General features: G+C 61.5%; 24 protein-coding genes and 1 pseudogene. All 25 read right to left on the bottom strand.

The window, feature by feature from the left end; all coding sequences use genetic code 11:
- On the bottom strand, positions 1-272 hold a 272-nt coding region (locus G559_RS0107460), incomplete at its 3' end, for a transposase (protein WP_036997166.1).
- Between the two features lie 12 nt (positions 273-284).
- Complete coding sequence (locus G559_RS28585; RefSeq protein ID WP_051246459.1) at positions 285-1,106, bottom strand: HNH endonuclease; 822 nt, start codon at positions 1,104-1,106, stop codon at positions 285-287.
- 37 nt (positions 1,107-1,143) lie between these two features.
- The gene (locus G559_RS0107470; protein ID WP_028627648.1) at positions 1,144-3,099 is read right to left on the bottom strand and encodes a DUF262 domain-containing protein; all 1,956 of its coding nucleotides are present in this window, start codon (positions 3,097-3,099) and stop codon (positions 1,144-1,146) included.
- Positions 3,096-4,568, bottom strand: a complete 1,473-nt coding sequence (locus G559_RS28590) for a DUF262 domain-containing protein (protein ID WP_051246462.1) — start codon at positions 4,566-4,568, stop codon at positions 3,096-3,098. Before G559_RS28590 ends, G559_RS0107470 begins: the two co-directional genes overlap by 4 nt.
- Positions 4,569-4,978: 410 nt before the next feature.
- A pseudogene (locus tag G559_RS28595) lies at positions 4,979-6,105 on the bottom strand (transposase).
- A 704-nt stretch (positions 6,106-6,809) separates the two neighbouring features.
- A complete protein-coding gene (locus G559_RS28600) occupies positions 6,810-7,523 on the bottom strand; it encodes a LamG domain-containing protein (protein ID WP_081667957.1) in 714 nt (237 codons plus the stop codon).
- The gene (locus G559_RS29565; protein WP_028627649.1) at positions 7,520-8,284 is read right to left on the bottom strand and encodes a DUF2793 domain-containing protein; all 765 of its coding nucleotides are present in this window, start codon (positions 8,282-8,284) and stop codon (positions 7,520-7,522) included. Before G559_RS29565 ends, G559_RS28600 begins: the two co-directional genes overlap by 4 nt.
- Positions 8,281-11,376, bottom strand: coding sequence for a phage tail protein (locus G559_RS0107495; RefSeq protein WP_028627650.1), 3,096 nt, complete (start codon positions 11,374-11,376; stop codon positions 8,281-8,283). Before G559_RS0107495 ends, G559_RS29565 begins: the two co-directional genes overlap by 4 nt.
- Before the next feature lie 35 nt (positions 11,377-11,411).
- Entirely contained in the window at positions 11,412-11,825 is a 414-nt protein-coding gene (locus G559_RS0107500; RefSeq protein WP_028627651.1) for a C40 family peptidase, read from the bottom strand.
- The gene (locus G559_RS0107505; RefSeq protein ID WP_028627652.1) at positions 11,822-12,724 is read right to left on the bottom strand and encodes a DUF2163 domain-containing protein; all 903 of its coding nucleotides are present in this window, start codon (positions 12,722-12,724) and stop codon (positions 11,822-11,824) included. Before G559_RS0107505 ends, G559_RS0107500 begins: the two co-directional genes overlap by 4 nt.
- A gap of 56 nt (positions 12,725-12,780) precedes the next feature.
- Positions 12,781-13,665: a DUF2460 domain-containing protein gene (locus G559_RS29570; protein ID WP_051246468.1), complete on the bottom strand. Its 885-nt coding sequence runs from the start codon at positions 13,663-13,665 to the stop codon at positions 12,781-12,783.
- Positions 13,665-15,986 carry a hypothetical protein gene (locus tag G559_RS28620; RefSeq protein WP_051246471.1) on the bottom strand — a complete coding sequence of 774 codons (2,322 nt, stop codon included), beginning with the start codon at positions 15,984-15,986 and terminating at the stop codon, positions 13,665-13,667. The genes G559_RS29570 and G559_RS28620 overlap by 1 nt, the downstream gene beginning before the upstream one ends.
- 12 nt (positions 15,987-15,998) lie before the next feature.
- Positions 15,999-16,259, bottom strand: coding sequence for a phage tail assembly protein T (locus G559_RS31315; RefSeq protein WP_455429668.1), 261 nt, complete (start codon positions 16,257-16,259; stop codon positions 15,999-16,001).
- A gap of 20 nt (positions 16,260-16,279) precedes the next feature.
- Positions 16,280-16,639, bottom strand: coding sequence for a phage tail assembly chaperone family protein, TAC (locus G559_RS0107525; protein ID WP_028627654.1), 360 nt, complete (start codon positions 16,637-16,639; stop codon positions 16,280-16,282).
- A 3-nt stretch (positions 16,640-16,642) separates the two neighbouring features.
- Entirely contained in the window at positions 16,643-17,137 is a 495-nt protein-coding gene (locus G559_RS0107530; RefSeq protein ID WP_028627655.1) for a phage tail tube protein, read from the bottom strand.
- 70 nt (positions 17,138-17,207) lie between these two features.
- Positions 17,208-17,573 carry a tail completion protein gp17 gene (gene gp17, locus G559_RS0107535; RefSeq protein ID WP_028627656.1) on the bottom strand — a complete coding sequence of 122 codons (366 nt, stop codon included), beginning with the start codon at positions 17,571-17,573 and terminating at the stop codon, positions 17,208-17,210.
- Positions 17,573-18,067 (bottom strand): HK97-gp10 family putative phage morphogenesis protein, encoded by a 495-nt coding sequence (locus tag G559_RS0107540; protein WP_028627657.1) that lies wholly within the window; start codon positions 18,065-18,067, stop codon positions 17,573-17,575. Before G559_RS0107540 ends, gp17 begins: the two co-directional genes overlap by 1 nt.
- Positions 18,060-18,674, bottom strand: coding sequence for a methyltransferase domain-containing protein (locus tag G559_RS0107545; RefSeq protein WP_081667960.1), 615 nt, complete (start codon positions 18,672-18,674; stop codon positions 18,060-18,062). Before G559_RS0107545 ends, G559_RS0107540 begins: the two co-directional genes overlap by 8 nt.
- Positions 18,625-19,452, bottom strand: a complete 828-nt coding sequence (locus tag G559_RS0107550) for a glycosyltransferase family protein (RefSeq protein WP_245586476.1) — start codon at positions 19,450-19,452, stop codon at positions 18,625-18,627. Before G559_RS0107550 ends, G559_RS0107545 begins: the two co-directional genes overlap by 50 nt.
- On the bottom strand, positions 19,434-19,994 hold the full coding sequence (locus G559_RS0107555) for a hypothetical protein (RefSeq protein ID WP_028627660.1): 561 nt from the start codon (positions 19,992-19,994) through the stop codon (positions 19,434-19,436). The genes G559_RS0107550 and G559_RS0107555 overlap by 19 nt, the downstream gene beginning before the upstream one ends.
- 1 nt (position 19,995) lies before the next feature.
- Entirely contained in the window at positions 19,996-20,331 is a 336-nt protein-coding gene (locus G559_RS0107560) for a phage head closure protein (protein WP_455429669.1), read from the bottom strand.
- 2 nt (positions 20,332-20,333) lie between these two features.
- Positions 20,334-20,981: a hypothetical protein gene (locus G559_RS0107565; RefSeq protein WP_028627662.1), complete on the bottom strand. Its 648-nt coding sequence runs from the start codon at positions 20,979-20,981 to the stop codon at positions 20,334-20,336.
- Between the two features lie 8 nt (positions 20,982-20,989).
- Positions 20,990-21,361, bottom strand: a complete 372-nt coding sequence (locus G559_RS0107570) for a head-tail connector protein (protein ID WP_245586477.1) — start codon at positions 21,359-21,361, stop codon at positions 20,990-20,992.
- Positions 21,361-22,323, bottom strand: coding sequence for a hypothetical protein (locus G559_RS0107575; RefSeq protein WP_028627664.1), 963 nt, complete (start codon positions 22,321-22,323; stop codon positions 21,361-21,363). Before G559_RS0107575 ends, G559_RS0107570 begins: the two co-directional genes overlap by 1 nt.
- The gene (locus G559_RS0107580) at positions 22,320-23,696 is read right to left on the bottom strand and encodes a phage portal protein (protein WP_028627665.1); all 1,377 of its coding nucleotides are present in this window, start codon (positions 23,694-23,696) and stop codon (positions 22,320-22,322) included. The genes G559_RS0107575 and G559_RS0107580 overlap by 4 nt, the downstream gene beginning before the upstream one ends.
- Positions 23,697-23,698 lie beyond the last annotated feature (2 nt).

Genomic DNA, 23,698 nt, shown 5'->3' on the forward strand with positions numbered 1-23,698 from the left:
AGGCGCAGAATCTCGTTGGCTTTGCGCAGCTCGCGATTTTCGCGCTCCAGGGCTTTGATGCGTTCACGCTCGTCAGTGGTCGGCCCAGGACGTTGGCCGGCATCGGTCTGATGGCGACGAATCCAGCCATGCAGGGTTTGCGCTGCACAGCCGATCTTCGGGGCAATGGCCTCAATGGCCGCCCACTCGGAGGGGTAGTCGTTCAGGTGCTCCAGAACCATGCGCACGGCACGTTCACGGACTTCAGGGGAGTAGGTCGCAGTCTTTCTCATGGCCTCATCTTCTCAAGAGTTGAGGCCTCCACGAAACCCGGGGCGATTCAGGTGGTAATCGGTAAGCTCCTTGCGCAGGCACATGTCCTCCGCAATGCCTAAAAGCGATACGTTGGACGGCTTCAACTGAGGGGATAATATTATCTGCCCGTTATCATCAAAAGTGATGAATCCCTGATCGAAAACGGCATCGAGATTGGGGGCTAGCAGAAGACCATTGGGCATATCCACGGTTTCCTGCACATTGCACTCGCGCCAAGGCTTCATGTGCGAAGCAATTAATACCTCGTGCATCTGACAGCCGGTGACAGCGCATCCTCCCCAATAGTTAATGAGCCGCTCGCGATACTGGCCCTGCCCGATCCGTGCCTTCTGATAGGTACTGCGTTCCTTCTCGCTAAGTGCACTAGCTACCTCTTCCATAGCCTGAAGATCATCCAAGGCGTCATGAGCTTCGATGGGATCCACCATGCCCAGGCTTTCCATAGCCTCGGCTACCTCGGGACGCAGAATCCATTGGAAATGCCCATTGCGGTCTTTGTGCTCATGGGCAGTGCATAGGGTGTAGGTCCAGCGCGGATCGTCATTGGCAACAACGTCCGGGGTGTACTTAAGGAGACTCGCAATCAGGCGAGCAAAGTGGCCGTACTGGATGTTGGCGGGGCCATGCCCCGTATAACTCTCATCCGCGGCCTGCGACAGACGAGTCGCGCTGATTAGGCGACCAGGAGACCGATAGTTCGCCTTCAGCATGGCAAATCCATTTTGCATTAGCTTCGACTGGTCATTCGCTAGCTCGGCCAGAGCCTGCTTGTACTGTTCTACTGTGATCATCGATCAATTCCGATCCGGGCCGGTTTACTGGCGATTTTTAGGCTCCCGCCGTCTCATAGTGCTTCTTGATCAAAGCCAGCATCTGTGTCTGATGCCGGGCGATAGCGGTCACGTCCCATTCCATGTCGGCTTTGCCACTAAAGATGTGGGCAAGCTTGAGGGAGTCGTAGCGAGGCTTGCCCTTGAAGTCTTCTCGCTTCTTGCCAACTCGCTGGTTGCTATACGACGAGTTTTCACCAGGACTCAGCAGCACCAGATTGCCAAAGCTGTCGAGGTGATCCCTGGCCAACTCAACGCCGAACTCTTCACGCTGGGGGTGGACATGCTCTACCGAGTTCTTCGAAGTGATTCGGTAGGCCGCAAGCTTTGCGGCGTCATAAGTGCCGAAGCGGTCGCGCTCACGCCAGAGGATGTATTCAAGTTTCTGGAACCAGTAGTGTTCGAAGCGAGTGCCGCTAGGCTCCTCCAATTCTTCAATCACACTTTCGATGCTACGCATGGCGACTTCATCACCATTCAACAGCGCAAAGCTAGCTTCCTTCTGGCTTTCTTCCGCCAGAGACAGTTGGTTGTCGATACGCTCGAGCAACCTCAGGACCTGTGCTTGCGTCTTTGCCTCACCGGCTACCAAAGCACCGAGAAATGGGGTCAACCAATACTGTGCACTTCGCTCGCCGGTAAAGTTACGCACACTCTGCAACTGGCTCAGGTCACTGCTCTCCAGCTTGGTGCGCACCAGCCGCCAGCCATCGTCCAAGCGGCTTCTATTGACGTTGGTCAGACGTAAATTCGAGACCTGGCTGTCAGTCTCGGGAAGCCATTTCACGACCCAAAGGTCGAACTGATAACGCACTGTCCACAGGCATTCGATGAAGGCCTTGGCATGCTTCTCGGTGGCCTGGTCGATGAAGTCAGCAAAGTAGTCGTTGAGCCGGCTGTCATGCAGACGTACCTCGACATCGTCCTGACGCTGCTGATGCAAATAGATGCGATGGGCGTGCATCAGTAACAGACCGAAGCTGATGATAGGGCGGCAATGGTGCTTAGGTTCTTGCAGTGTTTCAGGCGTGTCAGTATCCAACACCGAGAGCTTCGTCAACTGCGCAATCGTTTGACCCTGCGCATCCCGGGCGGTGATGCGCGTCAGGGGAAAGGTCTTGGCGCAGTACGCTGCTAAGTCATCCTGTTTCAAACCTTTCCAATCGGCGCCTGGGAAGACCTTGCGCAGGTTGCGCTCGAAGAAGTCCTCCATGTTTTCACAGGCTTGCCAGATCGCGTCGTAGCACTGCTTCTGCGCTCCGATCATCGCTAGGAGTCGGGCCTTGAGGATGTCGCTGTGCTCGAGTTGGACTCCGCTGTTGTTCATGGTCGAGAACAATCGGTTTAAGTCCATACCTGGGGGCATGATGTTGTTCACCCAACGAACCTTCGAATACAGGTACTCAGCAACTTCGGCCAAATACGCGTCATTCCGTAGACGGCGCAACGCCCCAAGACGATCGGAAAGTGCTTTTCGGGCCGCGGCAAGATGCTTGATGTAAGCTTCGTCTGTCTCCGAGGTACCGTTCCTAGCCTCCTCGCTGCTAAGTCCAGCCCACACCACGAATAGACGCTGTACTTCATCACGAATGGCAAAAGTAAGTCGAGGCCGCTTGTTCCACACGATGAAGTTCGCCAATTCAGTGTTGGGCACTACCTCAGTGAGTGCGAGTGCGAGCAACATCAAGGTGGTCATGCGCTGCTGACCATCAATCACTTCGTAGACAGTGTGGGCACTACTCGAATCGCGAGATGCAACGACGGACGTAAGGACTGTTCCGATGTAGTAATGCGGCAGGCCGGTGTCGCAGGCCTCCATGATCTGCTCTAGCAGAGCGACAACGTCCTCACTTGGCCAGACGTAGGGTCTCTGGTAGCTTGGAATGACCAGGGTGATTTCGGCGGCGCACAACAAAGCAGGCGCCTGAACATAGGAACAGACACTTTCGCTCATTGCTCACCTACATGCTTGAAAGAGCTTTTCTGGAGCTTGCGGCAGATCGCCTGCTTTAGCGCAGTATCAAAATCAGACTGCAGCGGTTCGCCCGGCGCACTCAGATTCATTGAAAAGTAAGCTTGCACCGTACGTACAAACCGGTACTTCACGCTGTTCGCATCCAACCTCTCTGCAATCTGGTAACTGAAGCCCTGCAACGTCTCGATTAGCTCAGCATGGGTGTAGCTGTGGGCGATCCAGTCCAGCACTGGATTGTGCTCAGCGAAACTCTGCGCCGTGCTTTCACGTACGGCCTTCTCATTGCTCAGCCGCGGCGAGAAGATTGCCCTGAACAGCCAGCAAGCAGCCTCTAACAAGCCGTATCGACCAAACTGGCTGACGTACAGCAACACTGCACAGTCAAAGAGCTTGCGCAGGAATTCACTGCCGTTAGCCTGCACTACTAGGTCGTCGTAGAGCTGATGAAAGGGCACTAGACCCGGGTCATCACGCCGGACCAACACCGTGCGCCGCAGCACATGGAAATAGTCGAAGTAGTGAATGGCATTGGCGCCCGTGTTAAGCGGCTGACGCATGGCGTATCCGCTGTCCACTTGCAAGTGTTGGCCTTGCTCTATGTGGTGGACCCGAGCAGTCCGGTACGCTACATCCCGCCCCTGCCCAGTGCGCTCAGCCAATTCCGCGACGATCTCTTCACGTGTCTGCAGCGGTTGGCGATGGCTCGAGAGACTGCGCCACTTAAGCCGCTGCCAATGGCGCGCTTTCATCAGCGCATCCACGGTACCGTCCAACGCACCCCAAGCCTCCCAGCGACGCGCTTGTTTGTCTTGCTCCTGTTGCGGTACCCCACGTAAATGATGCGCCTTCAGAATCGCCGGGCCGTCCAACCTGACCCCACCGGTATTCTGCGTCTCGAAGAAGCGGTAGGCATCATCCTCACTGCGAGTGACAACCAAGGTGATGTTCACTCTGGAGAAATCCACCGCTGGCAACTGCTGCTGCTCAAGCCAGCGCAAGTTATACAGAGCGCGGGCCTGGGACTCCGGAGATCTCAGCTCGATACCTTTGGCGAGATCACGCTGTTTCAGCACATGCGCTAGCAACGCCAAAGTGATTAGGCGTTGCTGGCCATCGATGATGCTCAAAACATCGGAGCGCATTCGCGGTGGGCGAGATTGATGGATGATGATGCTACCCAAGTAGAAGTCGTGCTCTGGAGGTATTGCATCGTCAGACAGCGAAAAATACTCGGTGAGATCGAGCAGTAGGCGTTGCAGGTGCTTGACCTGCCAGCGATACGGGCGCTGGTACTCGGGGACGGTTAAGCGGCCGCTAATCGGACTGCCATCGCTGCCGAGTATCGACTCTCCGCCAAGCAAGGTAGCAACAGAGGTGCTGGCTACGACGATATCAGGTGTTACGAGGCCGCTTAGCGTCTGAACCTCGTTCTTGAGGGGCTGTGTCATGTGCAGAATTCTTCCGTGAACAAAGGAGCGAAGGGGAGCGATAGACCAACCCACCTCTAAATGGTGTCACACCGACATCATCGTACGAAACCAGAATCACCACCAAATACTAGGTATCGGGATGGATGATGCTCTAGATAAGGCAAGCAGACTGAAGGCTAACCTGACGACCACTGCGGCCATGCCAAGGTTGCCGCATCTCCGCGATTGGCAAGCGCCGGTGAGTGGTTGCTCATGGCCCAGGCCGTGTAAAAACATCGCCGGTGGTGGGAATCCAAATGGAGGGTCGATTTCCTGCCCTCCGAGTGGGGTGTACACGCGCCTGACTCACCAATCAGGTGCAGGCTGTTATCCGGGGCGGAGATTTCCGTGACGCCCCGCGATGAGTACAAAGGGCCATCAACTGCGCTTCAGACTTTCATCGCCGCCATCAGGGCGTTACTGCCCAGCAGGTTCAGTACCCGTTTGAAGTTGTAGGCGAGCGCATGCAGGCTCATTTCCGTGCTCACCCGGTCGAGCGTCTTGGTGAAGAAATGGGTGGCGCCCATCCAGGCCTTCAACGTGCCGAACGGATGCTCCACTGTCTGGCGGCGGATGCGCATCATCTCCGGTGCCTGATCCAGGCGGTACTGCATCGCGTCGAGCACCGACTCATGTTCCCAGCGACTCACCCGCCGCTGTGCGCTCGGTGTGCACTGATCTTTCAACGCGCAACCTTGGCAATGCGAACTCCAGTAACGGTGCAGCTTCAGGCCTTTCTCAACCGTCGCAAAACGCCAGATCAGGCGTTCTCCGGCTGGGCAGCGGTACTCGTTGTGGGCCGCGTCGTAGATGAAATCATCGCGGCCAAAGCGACCCGCTGCCGCGGCGGCCGAGGTCTTGGCCTTTGCCACCGCCGGCTCCTGGCGGTCGGCAGTGTCGAGCGCGGTGAGGTAGCGGCTGATGCTGGACTCGATCTCCTCCATCCGCCGTTGCAGCTTGGCACTGGTGAAGTTGCGGTCGCGATTATTGACCGCCTTGAACTTGCTGCCGTCGATGGCCACCAACTGGCCGCTGATGAGTCCGACCTGGCGGCAGAACTGTACAAAGGCACGGCAGGGGGGGGGGGGGGGGGGGCCACCAACGCCTCGGCGAACAAACCGAGCTGCTGGCACAGCACCACGAACTGCCGGCAGACCCGACGAATCGCCGTGCCGTTGTCCTTGCGGAAGTTGGCGATGGTTTTGAAGTCCGGCATCAGGCGGCCGGTGAGCCACATCAGCTCGACATTGCGTTGCGCCTCGCGCTCGAGGCGGCGACTGGACTGGATGCGGTTGAGGTAGCCGTAAATGTAGATCTTCAGCAGAACAGCAGGATGGTAAGCAGGCCGACCAGTTTCCGCCGGGACCACGCCGTCGAAACCTAGTCGGCCAAGGTCAAGTTCATCGACGAACACATCGACCACCCGCACCGGGTTGGTCTCCGCCACGTAATCATCCAGGCTCTCGGGCAGCAGTGTGCTTTGGCCTCGACACTCGCCCTGGATGAAACGCTTCATGGGCCGCCCCCGCTATGAAATCCGTCGGAAGCATAGCAAGGGCGCGGTCCACGTTTTTACACAGCCTGGGCCGCTAGAAGCCTTCACTAGGCGCTCCGACGGCAATGCGCTCGCTAAAAACACTCGACCGACTCCCCTTCACGTCGAAGCCAACTTCTCCGGTGGGGCAAAAAGTGGGGCAAAAATCAGAGACCTTCAAAAACCAGTCGGCATAAAAAAATCCAGCCACCGTTAAGTGGCTGGATTTTCTAGGGTTTTTTGGTCGGGACGGAGTGATTCGAACACTCGACCCCTTGCACCCCATGCAGCGGACCCAAGCCACCTAAGCCCATGATTCTGCAAAGGAATCGTCTTAATCCGGGCGCCCAAACTACAGCGTTTTCTGTGTTTTTGCAAACGACGCAATGCGGCCTCCAGCGGAGGTTTTGCGCAGCCTGACCGCGCCTTTTCCGGCCCCCGTCGCCATGCACGACATGCTGGGAAATTAGGCTGAAACGCCCGTCACACACGGGCTAGATTGGGCGCTCGCTGCACCTGAAAGCCCATCAATGCCGATGGCTGCGTGAGAGAGTCACGCAAAAGTCACGCAGGCGTGATGATGGCTCGCCCATCCGCCCTCGCCCGTTCTTGGCGCTTATCTCCCGCCTCTTAAGGCGGCTAAGCGCTGCGCCGGGCAAACTCCGACACTCTATCAATGCACTCAATCAGGAATCCGGGAACGCTGCCGTCGGCGGTGTAAAGTTAGCCGTGTAACGAGCTACACCCTTGGTGATCCGGACTTCGTCCAAGCGGCCGTTCCAGCCGTATTCTGCCGATGAACTCGCCGCGCCAATGTTCAGGGGCGCCGTATTGGTCATCAGCGCCCCGCTAACCGTTGCGGTTCCGTCTGCGATCCCGTCAATAAAGAGTCGCAGAGTAGTGCCATCGCGAACCAGGGCGAGGTGGTGGTAGGCGTTCAGAGAGAGCCCTACGGTGCTGTCGATCGTGACCCATGACGACCCCGTCGTTGATACCTGGGCGGCTAGACCTCCAGTGCTCTTCATTTCTAAGTTGAACGGAGCGAAATTCGCTGTGGAGTCGCGCTTAGTGAAGATCCCATAGACCACGCTCGGCGTGGCTTGTCTGCGCACGAAGCCCTCAATCGTGAAATCACCGCTGCCGAAGTCTAAGTCGGCGTGGTCGGCCACTGTCAGGTAGTCGCCGGTGCCGTCGAACAGCCCGCAGGCGGTGCCGAACTTCTGGTCGGTGGTACTTAGTTGAGCGTTGCCGTTGGTTGTGATCGTCTTGACGGTGGTCGAGCTGTCGAGGAATGTGGTTGAGCCATTGCTGCCGTCCATGTGGGCCAGCAGCACGACGCTGGCGAAAGACGGATCATTACCGCTTGCGGCAAGGATGTAGGGGTTGATCAGCATGCTCATGGCTGATACCCGATCAGCGTTACCTTCAAACCCTTGGCCGTACCATCGCCAACCTGGTCGAGGTCGATGGTGATCTCGGCGTCATCGGTCAGGTTGGCAGTGGAGATCACCGCCGCGATGGCGGCAGTGACGCTGGTTTTCTCGGCGTTATCGATGGTGATCTTCGTCGACAGAATGGTCGTGCCGTTCTGCTTGATGTTGATGGTCAGGATCGAGCCACTGGTCTGCGCCGTGTTTAGCGAAGCACGGACACCGGTCAGCGTCATGGCGTAGGGCATGCGGAAGGTCACCTTGCTGGTACCAGACGACAGTGCGGTAGTCTCGTCGGAGCAGGCAATGATGATTGGCGCCAGGACGGTCACTCCCCCGGTTTTCCCGTTGACGGAAGCCACTGCCCCTGCCGAACTATCCGGAAGTGACCAGGCGGTGCCAGTGTAGCCATAGACCTTGGGCACGCCGTTGGCGTCCAGTTCGTCCAGTATCCGCACCGTCCAGCCCGCCGCTGGCACGATGAATTGCCAGACCCCGGCACCGTCTAACCAATACGCCAACTGCCCTGTCTTGCCACTCCAATCACCGGTCGGTGAGCCGCCCACGATGTACAGCGCCGCGTTCGCAGGAGAGCCGGGCGGGTCACTCAGGTCCTTGTCCAGCGCCACCGGCACCAGCAACTGGTCAATCTGTGCCAGCGCCGCGTTGACGTTTAGGTAGTTCGCCTGACCATTAGCGGTCTCGGTAAGCTTGGTTTTCTCGGTCGTCACAGGGTGACCTCCAGAGGCAGGCCGCGGCCAACCGTGGCCGAGAGCTCATAGATGCGGAAGGTGATGGACGCCGGAGCCGAACCGAAGTCGGTGACTTGATCGGCAGCCGAGTAACTAAAATTGGGCGTGCTGGCAGTGATGGTGCGCTTCACCGTCGAGCCCGACATCACGTCAATCTCGTAGGCCTGGGTGGTTTCACCGATTGGCGCCTCGACTCCATTGCTCCACCAGCTGCTGCTGAACCGACTGCGGCGGGTGAACGTTCCGCTGAAGTTTGAAGAACCATCGCGCACGCCCTTGGCATAGACCGGGCTCAGGCATTTCAGGTTGATGCCTTGGTAGGTGAACGGTACGTCCACCGCGCTGTCGATGGTGGCGCCCGAAGTGACGCCCCGGAACGTCGTCGCCACACCGATTGAGCCGACAGACGTATCAATGAATAGGTTGTCCGGGTCATCCAGCAGCACGAACCAGTCGCCCAGCTGATGCAGACCGGTGGCCCACTCGGTGCCGCGATCGCCTCGCACAAAGCCAGACAGCAGGTAAGAGCCATCGGGTTGAAGGGCGGCGGTTTGAAACCGGATGATCTCCCAGCGCCCGCCCGTGCCGTAGGCGGCATAGTTCTGTCCGACCAGCATCTGGTCACGGCTGATGCTTTCCAGCTCCCCGGAGACCAGTGACACCGACAGCGAACGCTGGTCAATCAGCGCGCCAGTGCTTGCGGGCAGGATTCCCGCAGCCGTGCCGAGGGTGGCCTGGCCGTCGAAGCCTTGAAGCTCGTTCCAGATCTGACCGCTGTCCACGGAGCGGAACGCAATTCCACCCGGCCAAGCGGGGCTGTAGCCAGTCATCGCACCAACGAAACCGGGCGAGTTCTGCACCGTCTCGTCCACCATAGGAATGTCCAGCGGCAGGAAGATCGAGGGGCCAGGCACGCCAATGGTGCCATCCGGCTCCACGCCCTCCCCGCCCTTGGCCGTGCTGGTGTACAGCGCAGCGCGGTTCGGCTTGGCTTCCCACTCCGTCCGACCGGATGGCGTGTAGTTACCCTCGGTCAGGCGCAGCTCAAAGGTGGCCCACGGCGCCACGACAGTGACCACGTCGGCCGGCTCCAGCGCCAGGTAGGTCGGCGGCAGGCTGAACGAGGCCGGCGTCCGCTCCAGCCAGGGCAGGTTGACCAGGATGTCCGCCATCTGCGCGGCCTCATCGGCCGTCATCACCAGGGCAAGATCGCGATCAACCCGGTTGATGGCCTGCGTATTGATGCGCGGTTTGCTCTGCTCGCCGATGGCGTACTCGCGCGCCGCATCCAGGTACTTGATGCTGACCAGCGCCGGAAGCTGGGTATCCATCTCCCGGGATTCCTTGAGCAGGTCGCCCGGGGTATCGCCATCCGAGGCACCCAGGTCTTCCCAGGGGATGGTCATCACCGAGGCTTGGCCGCGCGGCACGCACTTCAGCTGGTAACCGGACTGGATGATGTCGAACGGGAAGGCGCCCTGTAACGGCTCCAGCGCACTACGGATGCTGCCACCGGACACGCGATACCCTCGAACATCGGCCGTCAGCAGGCTGGCATCAAGATCGGAGGCGCTCAACAGGCTGGAAAGCTCGACCTCCTGCTCAACGATACTGGACAGCGGGACCAGTTCAGCCGTCGCGGTCTGCAGGAGGTAGTAGGTGATCTCAGCCGTTTCCCCGTTGAGGAACGCCACGGCGCCATTGCCAACCCCCCACGACGAGTTGGCCGCGATGGGCGTAAAGGGCAGCACATAGCTCTTGCCGATCGACCAGCCGTCAAACTCATAGATCGTGCGGTTGGCCGCGCGCAACACATAGAGCTTGCCGTCGCGGTGCATGATCCCGTCGACATCGCCGGTCAAAGCGGACTGCCAGCCGGTCGAGGGCAAACCAACGCTGTGGTTCTGGATCAGCGCCAGGGTGTCCGGGTGGCGCTCGTCGATCGTGCCGTCAGCGCGCAACACGTAGAGCACGCCGCCATCCGAGGTGATGTGGCGCGCCCCGCTGTCGGTGTAGGACACGCTGCTGGTCAGGGAGTGCACGCGCGGCGGCGATTCGTAGGCAATCAGCCAGGCCCGGCTGCCGCGCTTGCAGTATCGGCAGCTGCCCGGGTAATACCCGAGCGTAGGCAGCGGAAAGGCCGCGCCGTCGATAGTCACGCTCGCGCCGTAGCCGTAACCAAAGGACGGGCCATCCGCATCGCCCGCCAGCGGGGAAGCCCGGTTGAAGAAGTCAGTGGTGATTGTTCGCGGTTCAACCAATGAACGGTTGGCCTTGAAGGCCGTCACCAGTTCGTAGCTGAGCGGGTTGGTGCCATCGGACGACTTGGTAATGTTGACATAGGACTGCAGTGACGGCCCCATCATGTAGGCGGAAGCGCACGAGGCGAAGGCATTGCCCTGCACGAATGGCACGCCAACCACGCCCTGCACCGCTTCACTGACGCCGTTGACCGTCAGGTCGGTCACCACCTCCACCTTGAACTGCGCACCCTGCAGGCTGTTGCCGTAGTCCGCCAGCGGGAAGTCGTAGAAGGCGAGGTAGGCTTCACCCCTGTACGCCGGCGCATTGCCCACGCCGACATCCGCCTCGTAGCGCGGATCCGGCAGCTGGTCGTCGGTGCCGAGGTAGACCTTGAAGCCGGTCGCCGCCTGGTTGCTGGCGATGATGGTTTCCAAGTCGTCCGAGCCGGCGTTGTAGATCAGCTTGTCCGAGCACCAGATGCGGCGGATGCCCGCGATGGAGCCGATACCCAACGACAGGAAGAAGGTCGCCGAGTAGTACGCCACTGGCGCGGCCTTGGCGCTGCCGCCCTTGCCGCCGGACTTCTTCTTGCGGATGGTGACCTTGAGCGCGCCGTTCTCGATCCAGGTGACATTCCCATGTACGGGAATGGTGCCGTAGAAGCGCGTCAGCATGTCGCCGTACTTGGCGGTCTGGAAGTTCTTGTCGTTGATCTGGGGGCCGGGCTGGCTTGGGCCTTTGACAGGATCCAGCATGCCGCCGGCGGACAGGCCGATGCCGAACCCGATAGCAGCGCCGGCAGGACCGCCGACGAAGAAACCAATCACCCCACCAACAACGCCGCCGGCAACTGCTCCTGCGCTCATTGGATTCCCTCAAACCGAAATGCGTGGGTGATACGTGCACGCCAGACCGATGCCAGGCGATGCTCGACGACTGAGCCGCTGCGTTCGTAGGCATGGATGATTCCGAGGCCCGTGACGATGGCGACGTGCTGCGGCGCTTGGCTGAACCGCATCAACAGCACGTCGCTGGGGCGCAGATCGGACTTCGGGACCTCGCGGAGAAACGGCTGCCGGCGGATGGCCTGTTCGAGTTGGCCGTTCCAGGGATCGCGGCCATAGCCCTGGACGTCCTCGACCGGCAGGCCCACGGCTCGGCACGTGCAGACCAGTAGCCCAGCGCAGTCCAGGCCGCGACCGGGCACGCGCGCCTGGTGCTTGAATGGGGTCTTCAGCATGCTGCGTGCTGCGGCGATGATCTCTTCCGAGGTCATGACTGCCTCCCGATCTCGTTGTATTGGGTCGGGGCCGGGATATGCGGATGGCCACGCAGGTTCAGCGCGTTGTTCCACTTGCCAACGCAATCCTCGGTCAGCCGCTTGCGGCAGCCAGGAATCATCTCGTACTGGTCCCCCACCTCTGGCATGTAGAACCAGGCCTCTTGGGTGAAGATCACCCCGCCCGTCTGGGTATAGGCCTTGATTTCCAGCGGCTTCAGCCCGGCATTGGCGCCAGTGATGAAGCGAATGGCGCCGTTGCCGAAGTAGTCGTCCACTTCGGTGCGGGCGCTGTCGGCGATGTAGTACTGATCGGTGACGCTGGTAATGGTGCCGGTGACCAGCAGGCTGGCGTAGTCCGGACCGTCCGGCGCCGAGCGCGGGCCGGTGCAGCCGCTGCGGGTATAGGGCAGCTTGTCGGCGGCACCGAGGAAGCGGTCGAGGAACACATTCTGGCAGGTGGCGGAATAGCTGTAGCCGGGCGACTGCGACAGGGCATCGATCAGCGCCATGAATTCGATCTTGTAGCGATCATCGACCAGTTCGGCCTTGCCGAAGGTGTAGGCCGCGCAGGGCTCCTCGTCCTCGATCGGGATGTACCAGGAGGTGGCGAAGACGTAGGCCCTGGCGTTGTCCCACACCCCAGAGGCCACTTCCTCGCGCGAGAGTTGGCCGATGGCCGAACTGACGAAGCCGGCGAAGTCGACCGATGACGCGGAGAAGCTGCTGGTGGCCGACAGCCCGCTGAACTCATAGCCGGAACCGGTCAGGTAGACCGTGGCGTTGCTCATCGGCAAGTCGGTCGGGTGCGCAGAAAAGCGCAGGGTCGTCCCATTCAGGGCGGCCAAGCGGACGCAGTACACCCGCGTCTTCCAGTCGGCGACGTGTGCTTTCATGGGGCTCCAGAAACGACGAAGCCCGCGCGCGGCGGGCTGTTCGGAAGGGGGATGGTTTACGGGTTGAGCAGCTCTACGAGCCGTAGTCCGGAGACGTCGAAGATGCCGCGCCCCAGCGCCTGGGTGCTGAACGCCGAATCGAATGCCACGGGGGTGTCGAACTCACAGCCGGCGGTGAGCAGGTCGCTGCCCGTGTCCAGCGGGTGGGTCTGCACCGTGCCACCGCTGGTGTAGGTGCTGAAGGCCGTGGTGTTGATATCGACCTGGATGTGCGTACTGTCCGGCTTCGCAACGATTGGCCCGCGGAGGCCGTTGATCTGGGTCATCCCCAGCACGTCCTTGAACGCCACCGATTCCCCCACCAGGAAGGAGTTGGTGCCGACATCGACCACCGCTTGGGCGGCCTGGCTGATGCCGACAATGGCATCGGTCTTGTTCGCTGACAAAGTGATGCGGCCGGTGGTGGTGTCGACCGACCATTGTGCTGGCGGCAGTACTTGCCCATTCACCGCGACGGCCACTTCGCCCGCCACCGGCTTGTAGATGATCCGCTTCGGTCGCCCGATGCTGGCCAGACCCGGCTTGTCGCGGCCGTACTCCTTGAGCAACTGGTACACCCCAGCGCTAACCTTCAGCAGGATGCAGTCGGTGGCGGTGTAGGCCGACACCCCATCCAGGGCGGTTGTGAAGTCGATCCAGCACTTCACCCGGAATCCGGCAAACCCCTTGTAGGTGCGATAGAACAGGCTCTGAACTTCCAGGGCCAGATCTTGCTGGTCCTTCACATAGTCAATGTTGAAAACGCGGTACGGCTTGCCGTTCCACAGAGAGACGTGCCGCCCACCACCAGCCGTCATCGTGACTTCCGTGAAGAAGTCATCATCGGCTTCGGCGCCAATGCGCATACACGGATTCAGGCGTTCCTCGATGAACTCGCCCATCAGGCGTACCTCCCAGAGCCAGCCACGCCACGGGCGATGGATCGCTGCACGGCGGCACCTGCCTCACGGGCTTCGCGCGCATTGGTCACGCCGGGCAGGCTGATGTTGTAGGTGTTGCCGCCGCCAGAACCGCGTCCGCCGGTCATGCCCGCCTGCACGCGGTCCAAGGTGGCGTCCAGCTTGGCGCTGGTCTCGGCAGTGGTGACTCGCTCGCCCTTCTTCAGGTTCCAGGTGCCGTCCTCGGGGATCGACATGATGCCGTCGTGGGCCTGCCCTTCAATACCAATAGAGGCGATATTGCCGACCAGACTGGCGGTGGCTGCTGTTACGGATGCCATAGCGGCCAAGTTGGCTGGGAACGGGTTGGCGGCCGCCAAGGCGATACCTTCCTGAATGGCGATGGCGGCGCGGGCAATCGCAATCCCTTTTTCAACCGCGAAAAGCGCCTTGTAAATTCCAGAAGACTCACCGGCGTAAACACGGGCCATCTCGGCCAAGCTGCCAAAGGTGCTCTCAGCCGCTGACAGCTGCACGAGCTGACGATTCTTCTCGATATTGGCTAATTGCTCCTGGTGCTGCCGGGCCAGGTCTTCCTCTTGCGCATTCCATTCGGCATTCAGGTCGGCACGCTCCTGGCGGTTCTTCGCCAGTAATTCCAGCTGTGCGGAGTACCACTCCTCCAGCTCTTCCTGAGCATCGTCGATCTTCATCAGTTCGCCGGCAGGGCCGCCGATCGTAGCGTCGATGCCGCCGAATTCCGGCGCATCTGAAAACGCTGCGTCGACGGCGCGGCGCGTTTGCTCTCGCCGCTCACCTTCTGGCAGATCGGGCATGGACTCGATTATCCGCAGCCTTTCCTTCAACTGGTCAGTGAGCTGTTCCTCTTCAGTGCGCAGATCACTGACAACGCCCTTGTAATCCTCTTGAATTTTCTTCTGCTTCTCGAAGGCATCCACGGCATCCAGAGCGGCAGCGGCCTGATCCAGCTGGGCTTGAGTGGCGCCATCCAAGGCCAGTTTGAACAGCGTCTCCTGCTTGGTCGTCAGCCCCAGGGTCGCGGCCTGCAGCTTCAGGGCGTCCACCTGCGACTGAATGGCATCAGCGGCCTTCTGGGTCTTCTCGGTGTTCTGGTCGATAACGATCCCGGCAGACTGGCCGCGCGTCTTCGACTGCTCCAGCAAGTCAGCGATGAGCTTTATGCGTTTGGCGTAGTCGCTCTCCGCGCCCTGCCCCGACCCGGCATTCCAGATGCCGTCCAGCACCTTGGCATAGCCTTCTACACTCTGGCCGACATCCTCGAAGCCGACATCAAGGGCGTTCTTGAAGGCGTCGAAGTTCTTCGCCACCTTGGCGCCGATCACCGGAGCCGACAGCGGCCCCAGCAGCAGGTCGCTGGCCTCCACGCCGGCGGCGCCGAAACCGGCCGCCAGCGCGGCAATGCTCTTGCCGACCGCCTGGAACGCGGCATAGGCCCCGAATGCCGTGGCGGCCAGCCCCTTGAGGATGCCGCCGAACGTCTGCCCCGCCTCCTTGGCGATGTCGGTACCGCCGGCCACGGTGAACAGTTCGCCGGAGAGGTCGGCCAGCACCGGCAGCAGGCCGGCGGCTACCTGATTGCGCAGCCCCTGCAGAGCTTGGTCGGTCAGAATCGACACCGCCTGCAACTCAGTCGCCGCGCGGATGGTGTCGTTGTCGAGGATCGCTCCGGCCTGGGCGGCTTGCTCACCCAGCAGCCGGAACCCCTCGGCGTTGTTCTTCAGTAGCGGCAGCAACGCCGTGGCATCGCTGGCAATGGCCTCTAGGTAGAAGGTCATGTCCTGCTGGCTGGCACCCGCCTTTTCCAAGCTGGAGACATACAGGCCCAGCGCCTCTGGACCGGACAGCTTGCGGAACTCATCAGCAGTGACCCCAACCTTCGGCGCCACGTTGTCGAAGAAGTCCGCAAGCGCGCCCCCGCCGGTCTGCAGGAAGTCGCCAACCTTGTCGTTGACGTCCTTGAAAATGTCGGCGAGTTTATCCTGCTCGATGCCAACCGCTTGGGCGCCCGCGGCGTACCGCTGGAACTCTTCCGTGGAAGCGTTGGCGACCTGTGACAGGCGAGTGATCTCGGCGGCCGTGCGTACCGTGTTGACCGTCAGCGCCGCCAGCCCGGCAGCGGTGGCCACCGCCACGCCGCCAATGGCTTTGCCAGCGACTTCAGCCGACTTCTTGATATCGGCCATCCGCTTCTGAGACTCGCGGGCAGCCTTATCCAGCGGCCCGGTGAAACCACCGATGCGCGCGACCAGATCGAGCGTCAGGGTGCCGAGGGTGTTGGCCATCTGGATCTCCGGTCAGCCCCAAGCAGCCATAGCTTCCTCAAGGGAGGCATCAGGCTCAGGCTCGTGCGGCATGAAGTCATATTTGGTGAATCTATGGGCTTTGCTGTTCGCGTTCGCATACATAGCTGCGAGCATCGCTGCGTTGTGCTCGACGCGCATGCCGAGGTGTAGACTTCCGCGCTTGGCCCGGTACTTTTGCCAACTCAGGAACTCCGGGTAGCTCAGCCGGTGCTGTGCTTCGGCGATGGTTCGACCACCGACTCCACACAGCACCAACTCGTGCCAGAACTCGTCTAGCTCGCTGAGATCGGCGTCTTTCCCAGTTGGTTAACTTCGGCGATCACCGCCAGAAGGGCCATGGTCAGGTTGCCATCCAGGGCGCCACGCTCCTGATCGGCATCGCCGGTGATGTCGCCGACCGTGAACACCGGCTTGCCGGCCTCATCACAGATGCTGGCGGCGATGCGCCCTGCCACGCCATCGACCTTGCCGGCAATGGCCTGCAGGTCCGAGACCGCAGACTTGTAGGACAGCGGGCGGACGTACACGGTGGCGGTGAATTTCTGTTCTCCCTGGCGCCAGGTGATTTCGCGCTCGACCGGGGCGCCGGTAAAGGCGCCCACCTCCTTGAGGGATTCGATGCTCAGCTGCATGGGTTACACCTTCTTGATCCAGGCGCCTGGGCCGGATCGCTGAATGGAAACGGCAGTCTTTACCGTGGTGTTGGCCGCGAAGTCGAACGGGAAGTCGCCGACATAGCCATCGAACAGAAACCAGGTGCGAGTGGTTGGTAGCTCGAAGTCATTCGAGCTATCGAGGGTCGGCGCAATGTCCTTGCCGTCCGACCACCCAAGCGCCCAATGCATCGAGTCGAACTCCTCGTCGTCCGACTCCGCCGCCTCGTGAAGGCGGAGGTGCGATTCGTTGCGCGGGTCCGCATCAATGGTGAAGGTGGCCTGGCCTGGAGTGCGCATGCCCTTCAGGTACTCGCGGGTGGTTTTGTTCAGGCACTCGACGACGATCTGATCAGCGGGGTTACCGCCGCCGTTGAAGTTGTTCATGCACTCAACTTCGACAATCTCGAACTCGCCAGGGGTGGTCGAGGACGGGAAGATGCCGTAGAGCTGCGAGCCCTGCGTTTTCATCGCCATGGGTGTTCTCCTGCGGGTTTCTTGAGGTACAAAAAAACCCGCACTTGGCGGGTTAGGTTTGGGTTATCGGTTATCTAGGCGTCCACCAGTCCACGTCGAAGCTGACGCGGTAGTGGTTTGTGACAGGGTCGCGTGACTCGCCGCCCCATCGGGTGATGTGCGCGTGCGGCTCGATGGCATCGCGCAGCGCCTTGGCTGCATTGCGCGCAGCAGTCGCTGTGTCGGCGTAGACGTCCACCTGAATCGCGAACCGGTCGATGTCGGGGCGCTGACTCAGGAAGTTTTCCGGGGCACCACCGATGCCCTGCCAGGCGGCATAGGGCCGTGCGACGTTCTGCGGCGCTTCACCGAAGGGGTACAGGCGCACTGGATTATTGCCGAGCGCAACCTGAACCGCCGCATCAGCGGCGCAGACTTGAAACAATGGCGCAAACATCAGACCCCCTGGGCGGCCTTCTTCTGCGCGCGCTTGATGGCGCGATCGATGGCCTTCTCGTATTCGGTGACGAAGGTACTGGTGACTTCGCCGATATGGTCGGCAAGGGCGGAACGCATGAAGGGATCGGCACGCATCTTCTCGGTACCGAACTCCAGCAGGCGCCAGTGCGGCGTCGGGGCGTTCTGCGTGGTGTCGACGGCGTCGCCCTGCTTGGGCAGGACCGCGCCATGCAACACCCCGATGCGGAATCCGAGGTCGCCAGTACGCTTGAACAGCCGGCCATTCCAACGCAGCGCGATGTTGTCCGCGATGCTCCGGCCGGTCTGGGCGTCATCCACCCGGCGAGCGCCTTCCTTCGCGTTATTGGCGACTACCTGCGCGGCCTTACGCAGAGCAGATCGGCCGCCCTTCCGCTTGACGTCGTAGCTGATCGCTTCCAGCTTCCCTAGCAGGCTATCAAGGCCAATGATGCTGAATTCAACGTCAGCCATGACGGCGGAACACGAAGCTGGAAATGCCTTCCCGGCCGAGCTCGGATTCCACCTGGTTCATGTCGACCAGATGGAAGCCCTGGCGCTCGCACCAGGCGATCAGGCCATGCAGGGTCCAGTAAAAAATGTGCTCCCCAGGCTTGTAGTGCTTGGAGTGCAGGCAATCCAGCTGATCCTTGTAGATCGGCATGGAGACGAACAGCCATTCGCCGACGTGATCCAGCAGCTTTTCCGGCTCCGGGATGTGCTCCAGGCTGTCCCAGCAGGTGATCGCTTCCGCGTGGTGCTGATACGGGTCGTAATAGCGCCCCTGAGCTTTCAGCCAGGCTACGGCCTCCGGATTCACGTCGAAGCCCATGGCATCTGCCTCGGTGACGAAGCGCCCACCACCGATGCCGATGTCCACCACCTGGCCGGCGAAGTGCTTGCGCACCAGGTCAATCCTGGCCTGGGTGAGCGCTGCGCCCATCGGGGTCGCGTCGAGCAGCTGGTACTTCTCGAAGTACGGGCCGCAGTAGTCCATCGGCGGGCGCGGGTGGTAGCCCATGCCCAGCTCGTCAGACCAGAGCAGGCAGTCGGTCAGCCCAGGCGGCAAAGCGTGCGTCATAGTCGGCGATCCTTTTGTCACAGGTGTGCTGCTTCTGGGTGCAGCGGCAGAAGTTGTCCGGTACCGCGAAGGTGAGGCGGGACAGGTCCATGCAGGGATCGGTGATGTGCTCAGGGCTGTTAAAGCCGCCCTGCCCTCCACAGATGATCCAGGCCGGCACCTTCGCGGCGATGGCTGCTGGGACGATCCAGCCAATGCCGCCAATTACCGCGTCGGCGTTCTGCAGCAGGGCTAGCAGTTGCTCCACCGGCAGTTCGCCCTGGTGGAACCGAATGTCCGACGGCGGCAGCGGGTCCAGCGCCCACTCCTTGCCGGCCTCCAGATCCGCCACCGAAACGACCTTCCAGCCGCGCCGGCGCATTTCGGCGGCGGCGCTGGCGATGTACTGCGGGTCTGGGTTGCGCGTATCCGCGCGCCACTCCGTGCGCACCGTGGCAGGGCGGACCAGCGCATAGCGTCCTTCCACCGGCGACGGCCCTAAGTCCGGCAAGTCGAATGTGCCCGGCGCGCTGCGGAAGGCTTTGCGCAGCCCCTGGATAATCGGGTCGCGGCCGTAGGCGATGCGCAGTTGCGGACCGCCGACCGGCGCATGCCAGGCGTGCTCGCGCTGGAGGTTCTTGCCCTGGGTGCGCAGCTGGGTTTCCGGGCGGACGCATTTCACGTCGAGGTCTCGGTACAGCTGCGGCCAGCAGGTTTCCAGATAGGCGCCGGGATAGCGTTTCACGAAGGCCCGGGCGTAGATGTTGTCGCCCAGGCCCATCATTCCCTTGATAAACAAAGCGCCTCCTCAAGCGACATGCGCGGAAAGCACGTCAGCGCCGTTTCCCGGCTGCAATTGATGACCTCGGCGCCGTGGCGAGCCAGCCGGCCGAATTGGTTCGCCCATTCGGCGCAGCGCCGATGGTCCGGGTTCTTGGTCTTCTGGTGGTCGCCGTGCCAGTGCGTGCCTTGGCGCACCGAGCAATCGAAGCCCAGCAGCAGCACCCGGGCCGCACCGAAGCTGATCGCCAACTCGATGGCGCGGTAACCGCTGTTCAGCACGGATTGGCCCTTTCCGTTGGAGTTGATCCCAAGCGCCTTGGCGGCGTTCTGGCTGTGCGTCCAGCGCTCAGCGGGAATGTCGATCTCGGTGCCGTAGGCGTCCCACCAAGCCGCATCGCCGGCATAAAGCACGTCGGCGAACCGTGCGAGCTGCCATGAGTTGTTAACGGCGATGGTTGGCAGCCGCGCCGATTCCACTAGACGGCATTCCTCAGCGCGCAAGCTGGGTCCGCTGGCGATGCACGCTACCGTGCAGCCAGTCCAACGCTTGTCGGTCATGTCAGCCCTGATTGACGCCTTGCGACACGGGGATGGTGAAGTATTCCAGGCCGCTGTCCTTGTCCGGCAGCAGTCCGGCGATGTTGTAGATCTTGCCCTTGTGCAAGATGCGCATAGAGGCGTCCAGGCCATCGCGGAAGCGCAGCGTGATGCGCGCCACCACCTGTGACTGGGTGGCTTTGGCGGCGATGAACTCGCGGGCGGACAGCGGCTCAATGGCGCAGGGTACGGCGGCCCAGACAGTCGCCCAACCTGGAACCATCTCGCCGGTCACCGGGTCCTGCACATCGGCGCGCTGCTGAATATCGATACGGTGGCGAAGGCGGCCGGCGGACAGGCTCATGGCAATCTCTCTTCCCATCGGGCTTTGATCACCCCGATGAAGTCGGTGAAGGTGAGCCGCCAGTAGAAAATCGCGGGTGGCACACCACGCTCAGCCCCGCCTTCACCGCCCACTGTGGAGGCGAAATTGCTGTTGGAGGCCGCCTTGAGCCGCGACACGTCGAGTTGAGTCACCCCCGGCACGCCGGTGCCCGTCAGCGTACCGCCGGCCACCAGCTGCACCATAGGGGTATAGGGCGGTTGCGGCTTTTCGGTCATGGTGTTGGTGGCGATGATCGGCAGGGTTTCGCTGAACGTACCGCCTTCGGTCAAGCCATCGCCCGGGCGTAGGGTTTCAATCCGTGCGCTACCGGCTTCCGCCTGCACCTGAAACTCGAAGAGGATCACATCCACCGGCACGGTGATCTTGATCACGAAACTGCCATTGGTGGCCGATTCCCATTCGCGGAAGGTGCGGAACTCGCGGCCTGAGAAAAAACCGGTCTGCGCCACATCCACCCGCAGCCGGCGATTCGGCCCATCACCGCCATCGGTGAGCAGGTCAAATGGCGGATGGGCAATCACCCGGTCGGCATGGGCGCCATCCAACATGTCCGTTTCTTTGCGCCATGGGCCGCCAAACAGCTTGCGGAAGAAGTCAGCCATGCTTCACCTCACGCCAGGGCTGGCGTGCGCAGGGGATATAGCAAGGCGGTGACGGGCTTGGGCAAATAACCCTGCTCAAACGCGCCATCCGGGTTCTCGTCGCGGTCCTTGTACAGATGGCCGACCATGATCAGCACGGCCGCCTCAACCGCGCCGGCGACCACCTTGTCGCCGCTGCTGTCGCGGAAGTACTCGGGGTTGCCGTTACTGTCGAGCACCGGATCGTCATTGCTGTCGCGCTCCACCTCATAGGGTGAGCCCGACTTCAGATAATTCTTCACCGCGCCGGAGGCCGCCTGAATGTAGGTCGTGATGAGGGTGTCGTCCTCGTCGTGATCCATGTTCAGGTGCTGCTTGGCGCGATCCAGGGTGACGTACATCATTTGATGCTGACCCCCTTGCTCGGATCATGCCGCGAGGCGTTGTCGCGCAGGTCCTTGCCGTCGCGACCCTTCTTCACCGCGCAACGCCAGTCGGTTTCGCCGGAACCCGGCACACCCTGCGGGGCGTCGCATTTGGCGATCCAGAAGCTGCCACCGTAGGACACGCCGTCGCCTTGCTCATAGGTGCCGTCGTGCCGGTAGGTGTCGCGGTCAATCACGGCCGGGATCTTCACCGACTTCTCGATCACGGTTTCGCCGGCCTGCAGCTTCACGGTGACGGTGCGCCCGTCATCACCCAGAACCATGTCGAAGGACTCCAGCGGCAGCGCGTCGCGACCGTCCTGCGGCTTCGGTATACGATCTACGGCCTTCTCGAAGGTATCGCGCGCCTGGCGCTCCCAGGACAAGGTCAGGTCGGAGAAGCGCCGCTCGAAGGTGGCGGCCACTTCCTCGACGCTGGGCACGGCTGGCAATTGGATGGCCTTTACCAGGTCACTCAGATGACTGCGCAGGGCGTCCATGTCGGCATCCCGTCCTTTCTCTGCCGGCGGCAGGGCTTTCACCGCCTCGCCCACCAGCTCAACCAGCAGTGGGCGCACGTCTTCAGCGGTAACCGACTCGCCATCTTTCGGTGTCGGCACCTCGGCCACGGCCTTGGCCACCTCTTCACGGATCAGCGGTGCGACATCCTCGGCGGTGACGCTCTGACCATCGGCAGACACCGGGAGCGCCTTGACCAGTTCAGCCAGGTGCTCCTTCAGCGCGTCCATGTCGGCATCGCGGCCCGGCTCGCCATCTTTCGGCGATGGGACCAGGGCGGCGGCCTGCTTGGCGACGACTTCCAGGTCAGGGCGCTCGGATAGGGCCTTTTCCAGCTGCTCGATGCGCGCCAGCAGCGGCGCCGTGGCTTCGCGGACGATGGTGCCCATCGCCTTGCCGAACTCTACTGGGTCGATCATTGAATGGCCTCAGTGCGTGCGGCTTGAACAGCCTTCATGAGAAACAGTTCCGCCAGGGCTTTCTGGGTTTGTTCGTCGGCATCAGTGCTCACCGACTCGGCGGCGGCTGGCTCTTGCGCCGGTACCGTTTCCTCGCTGACGCGGACGATGGTGTTCTGCCGGACCTGGTCCAGCGGCATGTCCTGCATCTGCATGTAGACGGTATCGCCGCCCTGGAGCGGGGGCAGATTGAAGTCGTAACGCGCGTCGTTGATGGTCTCGATGCTGCCGTCGATGAGCGTGCGGTGGTAATCGGCTTTCTTGCCAGCATCCATGCGCATCAGCACCGTCTCATCCATGTCCACCTTGTACGGAGTGGCGTTCAGGCCCTCGGTGATCAGGGTTTCCATGGCTTGGATGTGCGACTGCAGGGCGTCGTCGTAGTACAGTTGGTTGATCGCGTCCACGCCTAGCCCGGACGGGATGGTGCCCAGTCCGACCTTGAACGGCGGGATGCCGAAGGGCTGGCAAATCTGCTCATCGGAATAGCGCAGTTGCTCGACCATCTGCGAATCCACGGACTTCGAGGCCAGGGAAACGAACTGTAGACCGTCACCGACCACGGCGACCTTGCCGGCGTTGGATCCGGTGAAGTTCTCGTTCCAGTAGGTCTTGAGGCGGTCGGCCGTGCCGTCACTGATCGCGCCCGGGGCGGACAAAATGCCGGACGGCTGCGCGTTGTTGGCGAAGAACTCGGCCGACGACTTCAAGATGCGCATGTTTTTCAGCGCCGGCCAATGGGCCGCGGCAATCGGCGGCAGGCCAATCAGCGGATGAAACGGGCAGATACAGCGGTCGTGGATGATTTCCGAGGCCGGCACGATCAACTGGCCGTCGTCATCGGGCAGCAGGTTCAGGTTGTCGGTGTAGAGCTGGTAGAACACCTCGCCGGAGTCGGACGCCAGCGGCATCACCCGGCAGGGATCGAGGATGTACAGGCCGACCACCACATTGCGGCTGTCGCGCGACTTCAGGACGTAGGTGTTGCCCTGGCTGAGCTTCGACAGCGCCCAGTATTCGCGGAACTGCTGGGCAGTCTGGTAGTGATTCGGCCTGCGCAGCACCGGGGAATAGGCGGCATTCTCCACCACCTCCCAGATGCCGTTGGAATTCTTCGCCTTCAGGGCGAACGGCAGCTTGCCGATATCGGTGGCAACGCGGGAAACGCAGGCGTAGAGCGTCGGGTACTGCAGCAGGCTATCCAGACGCTCTTCCTTGTTGCGCTGCCAGGCGCCCGTGAACGGCTCGCGAATCAGTGGCCACCAGCCACGGGAGACAGGCACATTTGACAGGGCCTTCTGCTGGCGAGTGATTTCGAAGCCGAACAGGCGCATCG

This window comes from Metapseudomonas resinovorans DSM 21078, assembly GCF_000423545.1.
GTDB lineage: Bacteria > Pseudomonadota > Gammaproteobacteria > Pseudomonadales > Pseudomonadaceae > Metapseudomonas > Metapseudomonas resinovorans.

What these genes read in the sequence shown, in the direction of transcription:
- G559_RS0107575 (WP_028627664.1), bottom strand. Translation starts at nt 22,323, where the DNA reads ATGATCGACCCAGTAGAGTTCGGCAAGGCGATGGGCACCATCGTCCGC.
- G559_RS0107530 (WP_028627655.1), bottom strand. Translation starts at nt 17,137, where the DNA reads ATGGCGATGAAAACGCAGGGCTCGCAGCTCTACGGCATCTTCCCGTCC.
- G559_RS0107555 (WP_028627660.1), bottom strand. Translation starts at nt 19,994, where the DNA reads ATGACCGACAAGCGTTGGACTGGCTGCACGGTAGCGTGCATCGCCAGC.
- G559_RS29570 (WP_051246468.1), bottom strand. Translation starts at nt 13,665, where the DNA reads ATGGGCGAGTTCATCGAGGAACGCCTGAATCCGTGTATGCGCATTGGC.
- gp17 (WP_028627656.1), bottom strand. Translation starts at nt 17,573, where the DNA reads ATGTTTGCGCCATTGTTTCAAGTCTGCGCCGCTGATGCGGCGGTTCAG.
- G559_RS0107580 (WP_028627665.1), bottom strand. Translation starts at nt 23,696, where the DNA reads ATGCGCCTGTTCGGCTTCGAAATCACTCGCCAGCAGAAGGCCCTGTCA.
- G559_RS0107470 (WP_028627648.1), bottom strand. Translation starts at nt 3,099, where the DNA reads ATGAGCGAAAGTGTCTGTTCCTATGTTCAGGCGCCTGCTTTGTTGTGC.
- G559_RS28590 (WP_051246462.1), bottom strand. Translation starts at nt 4,568, where the DNA reads ATGACACAGCCCCTCAAGAACGAGGTTCAGACGCTAAGCGGCCTCGTA.
- G559_RS0107565 (WP_028627662.1), bottom strand. Translation starts at nt 20,981, where the DNA reads ATGGCTGACTTCTTCCGCAAGCTGTTTGGCGGCCCATGGCGCAAAGAA.
- G559_RS28585 (WP_051246459.1), bottom strand. Translation starts at nt 1,106, where the DNA reads ATGATCACAGTAGAACAGTACAAGCAGGCTCTGGCCGAGCTAGCGAAT.
- G559_RS28620 (WP_051246471.1), bottom strand. Translation starts at nt 15,986, where the DNA reads ATGGCCAACACCCTCGGCACCCTGACGCTCGATCTGGTCGCGCGCATC.
- G559_RS0107500 (WP_028627651.1), bottom strand. Translation starts at nt 11,825, where the DNA reads ATGACCTCGGAAGAGATCATCGCCGCAGCACGCAGCATGCTGAAGACC.
- G559_RS0107505 (WP_028627652.1), bottom strand. Translation starts at nt 12,724, where the DNA reads ATGAAAGCACACGTCGCCGACTGGAAGACGCGGGTGTACTGCGTCCGC.
- G559_RS0107570 (WP_245586477.1), bottom strand. Translation starts at nt 21,361, where the DNA reads ATGTACGTCACCCTGGATCGCGCCAAGCAGCACCTGAACATGGATCAC.
- G559_RS0107545 (WP_081667960.1), bottom strand. Translation starts at nt 18,674, where the DNA reads ATGACGCACGCTTTGCCGCCTGGGCTGACCGACTGCCTGCTCTGGTCT.
- G559_RS0107525 (WP_028627654.1), bottom strand. Translation starts at nt 16,639, where the DNA reads ATGCAGCTGAGCATCGAATCCCTCAAGGAGGTGGGCGCCTTTACCGGC.
- G559_RS0107540 (WP_028627657.1), bottom strand. Translation starts at nt 18,067, where the DNA reads ATGGCTGACGTTGAATTCAGCATCATTGGCCTTGATAGCCTGCTAGGG.
- G559_RS28600 (WP_081667957.1), bottom strand. Translation starts at nt 7,523, where the DNA reads ATGAGCATGCTGATCAACCCCTACATCCTTGCCGCAAGCGGTAATGAT.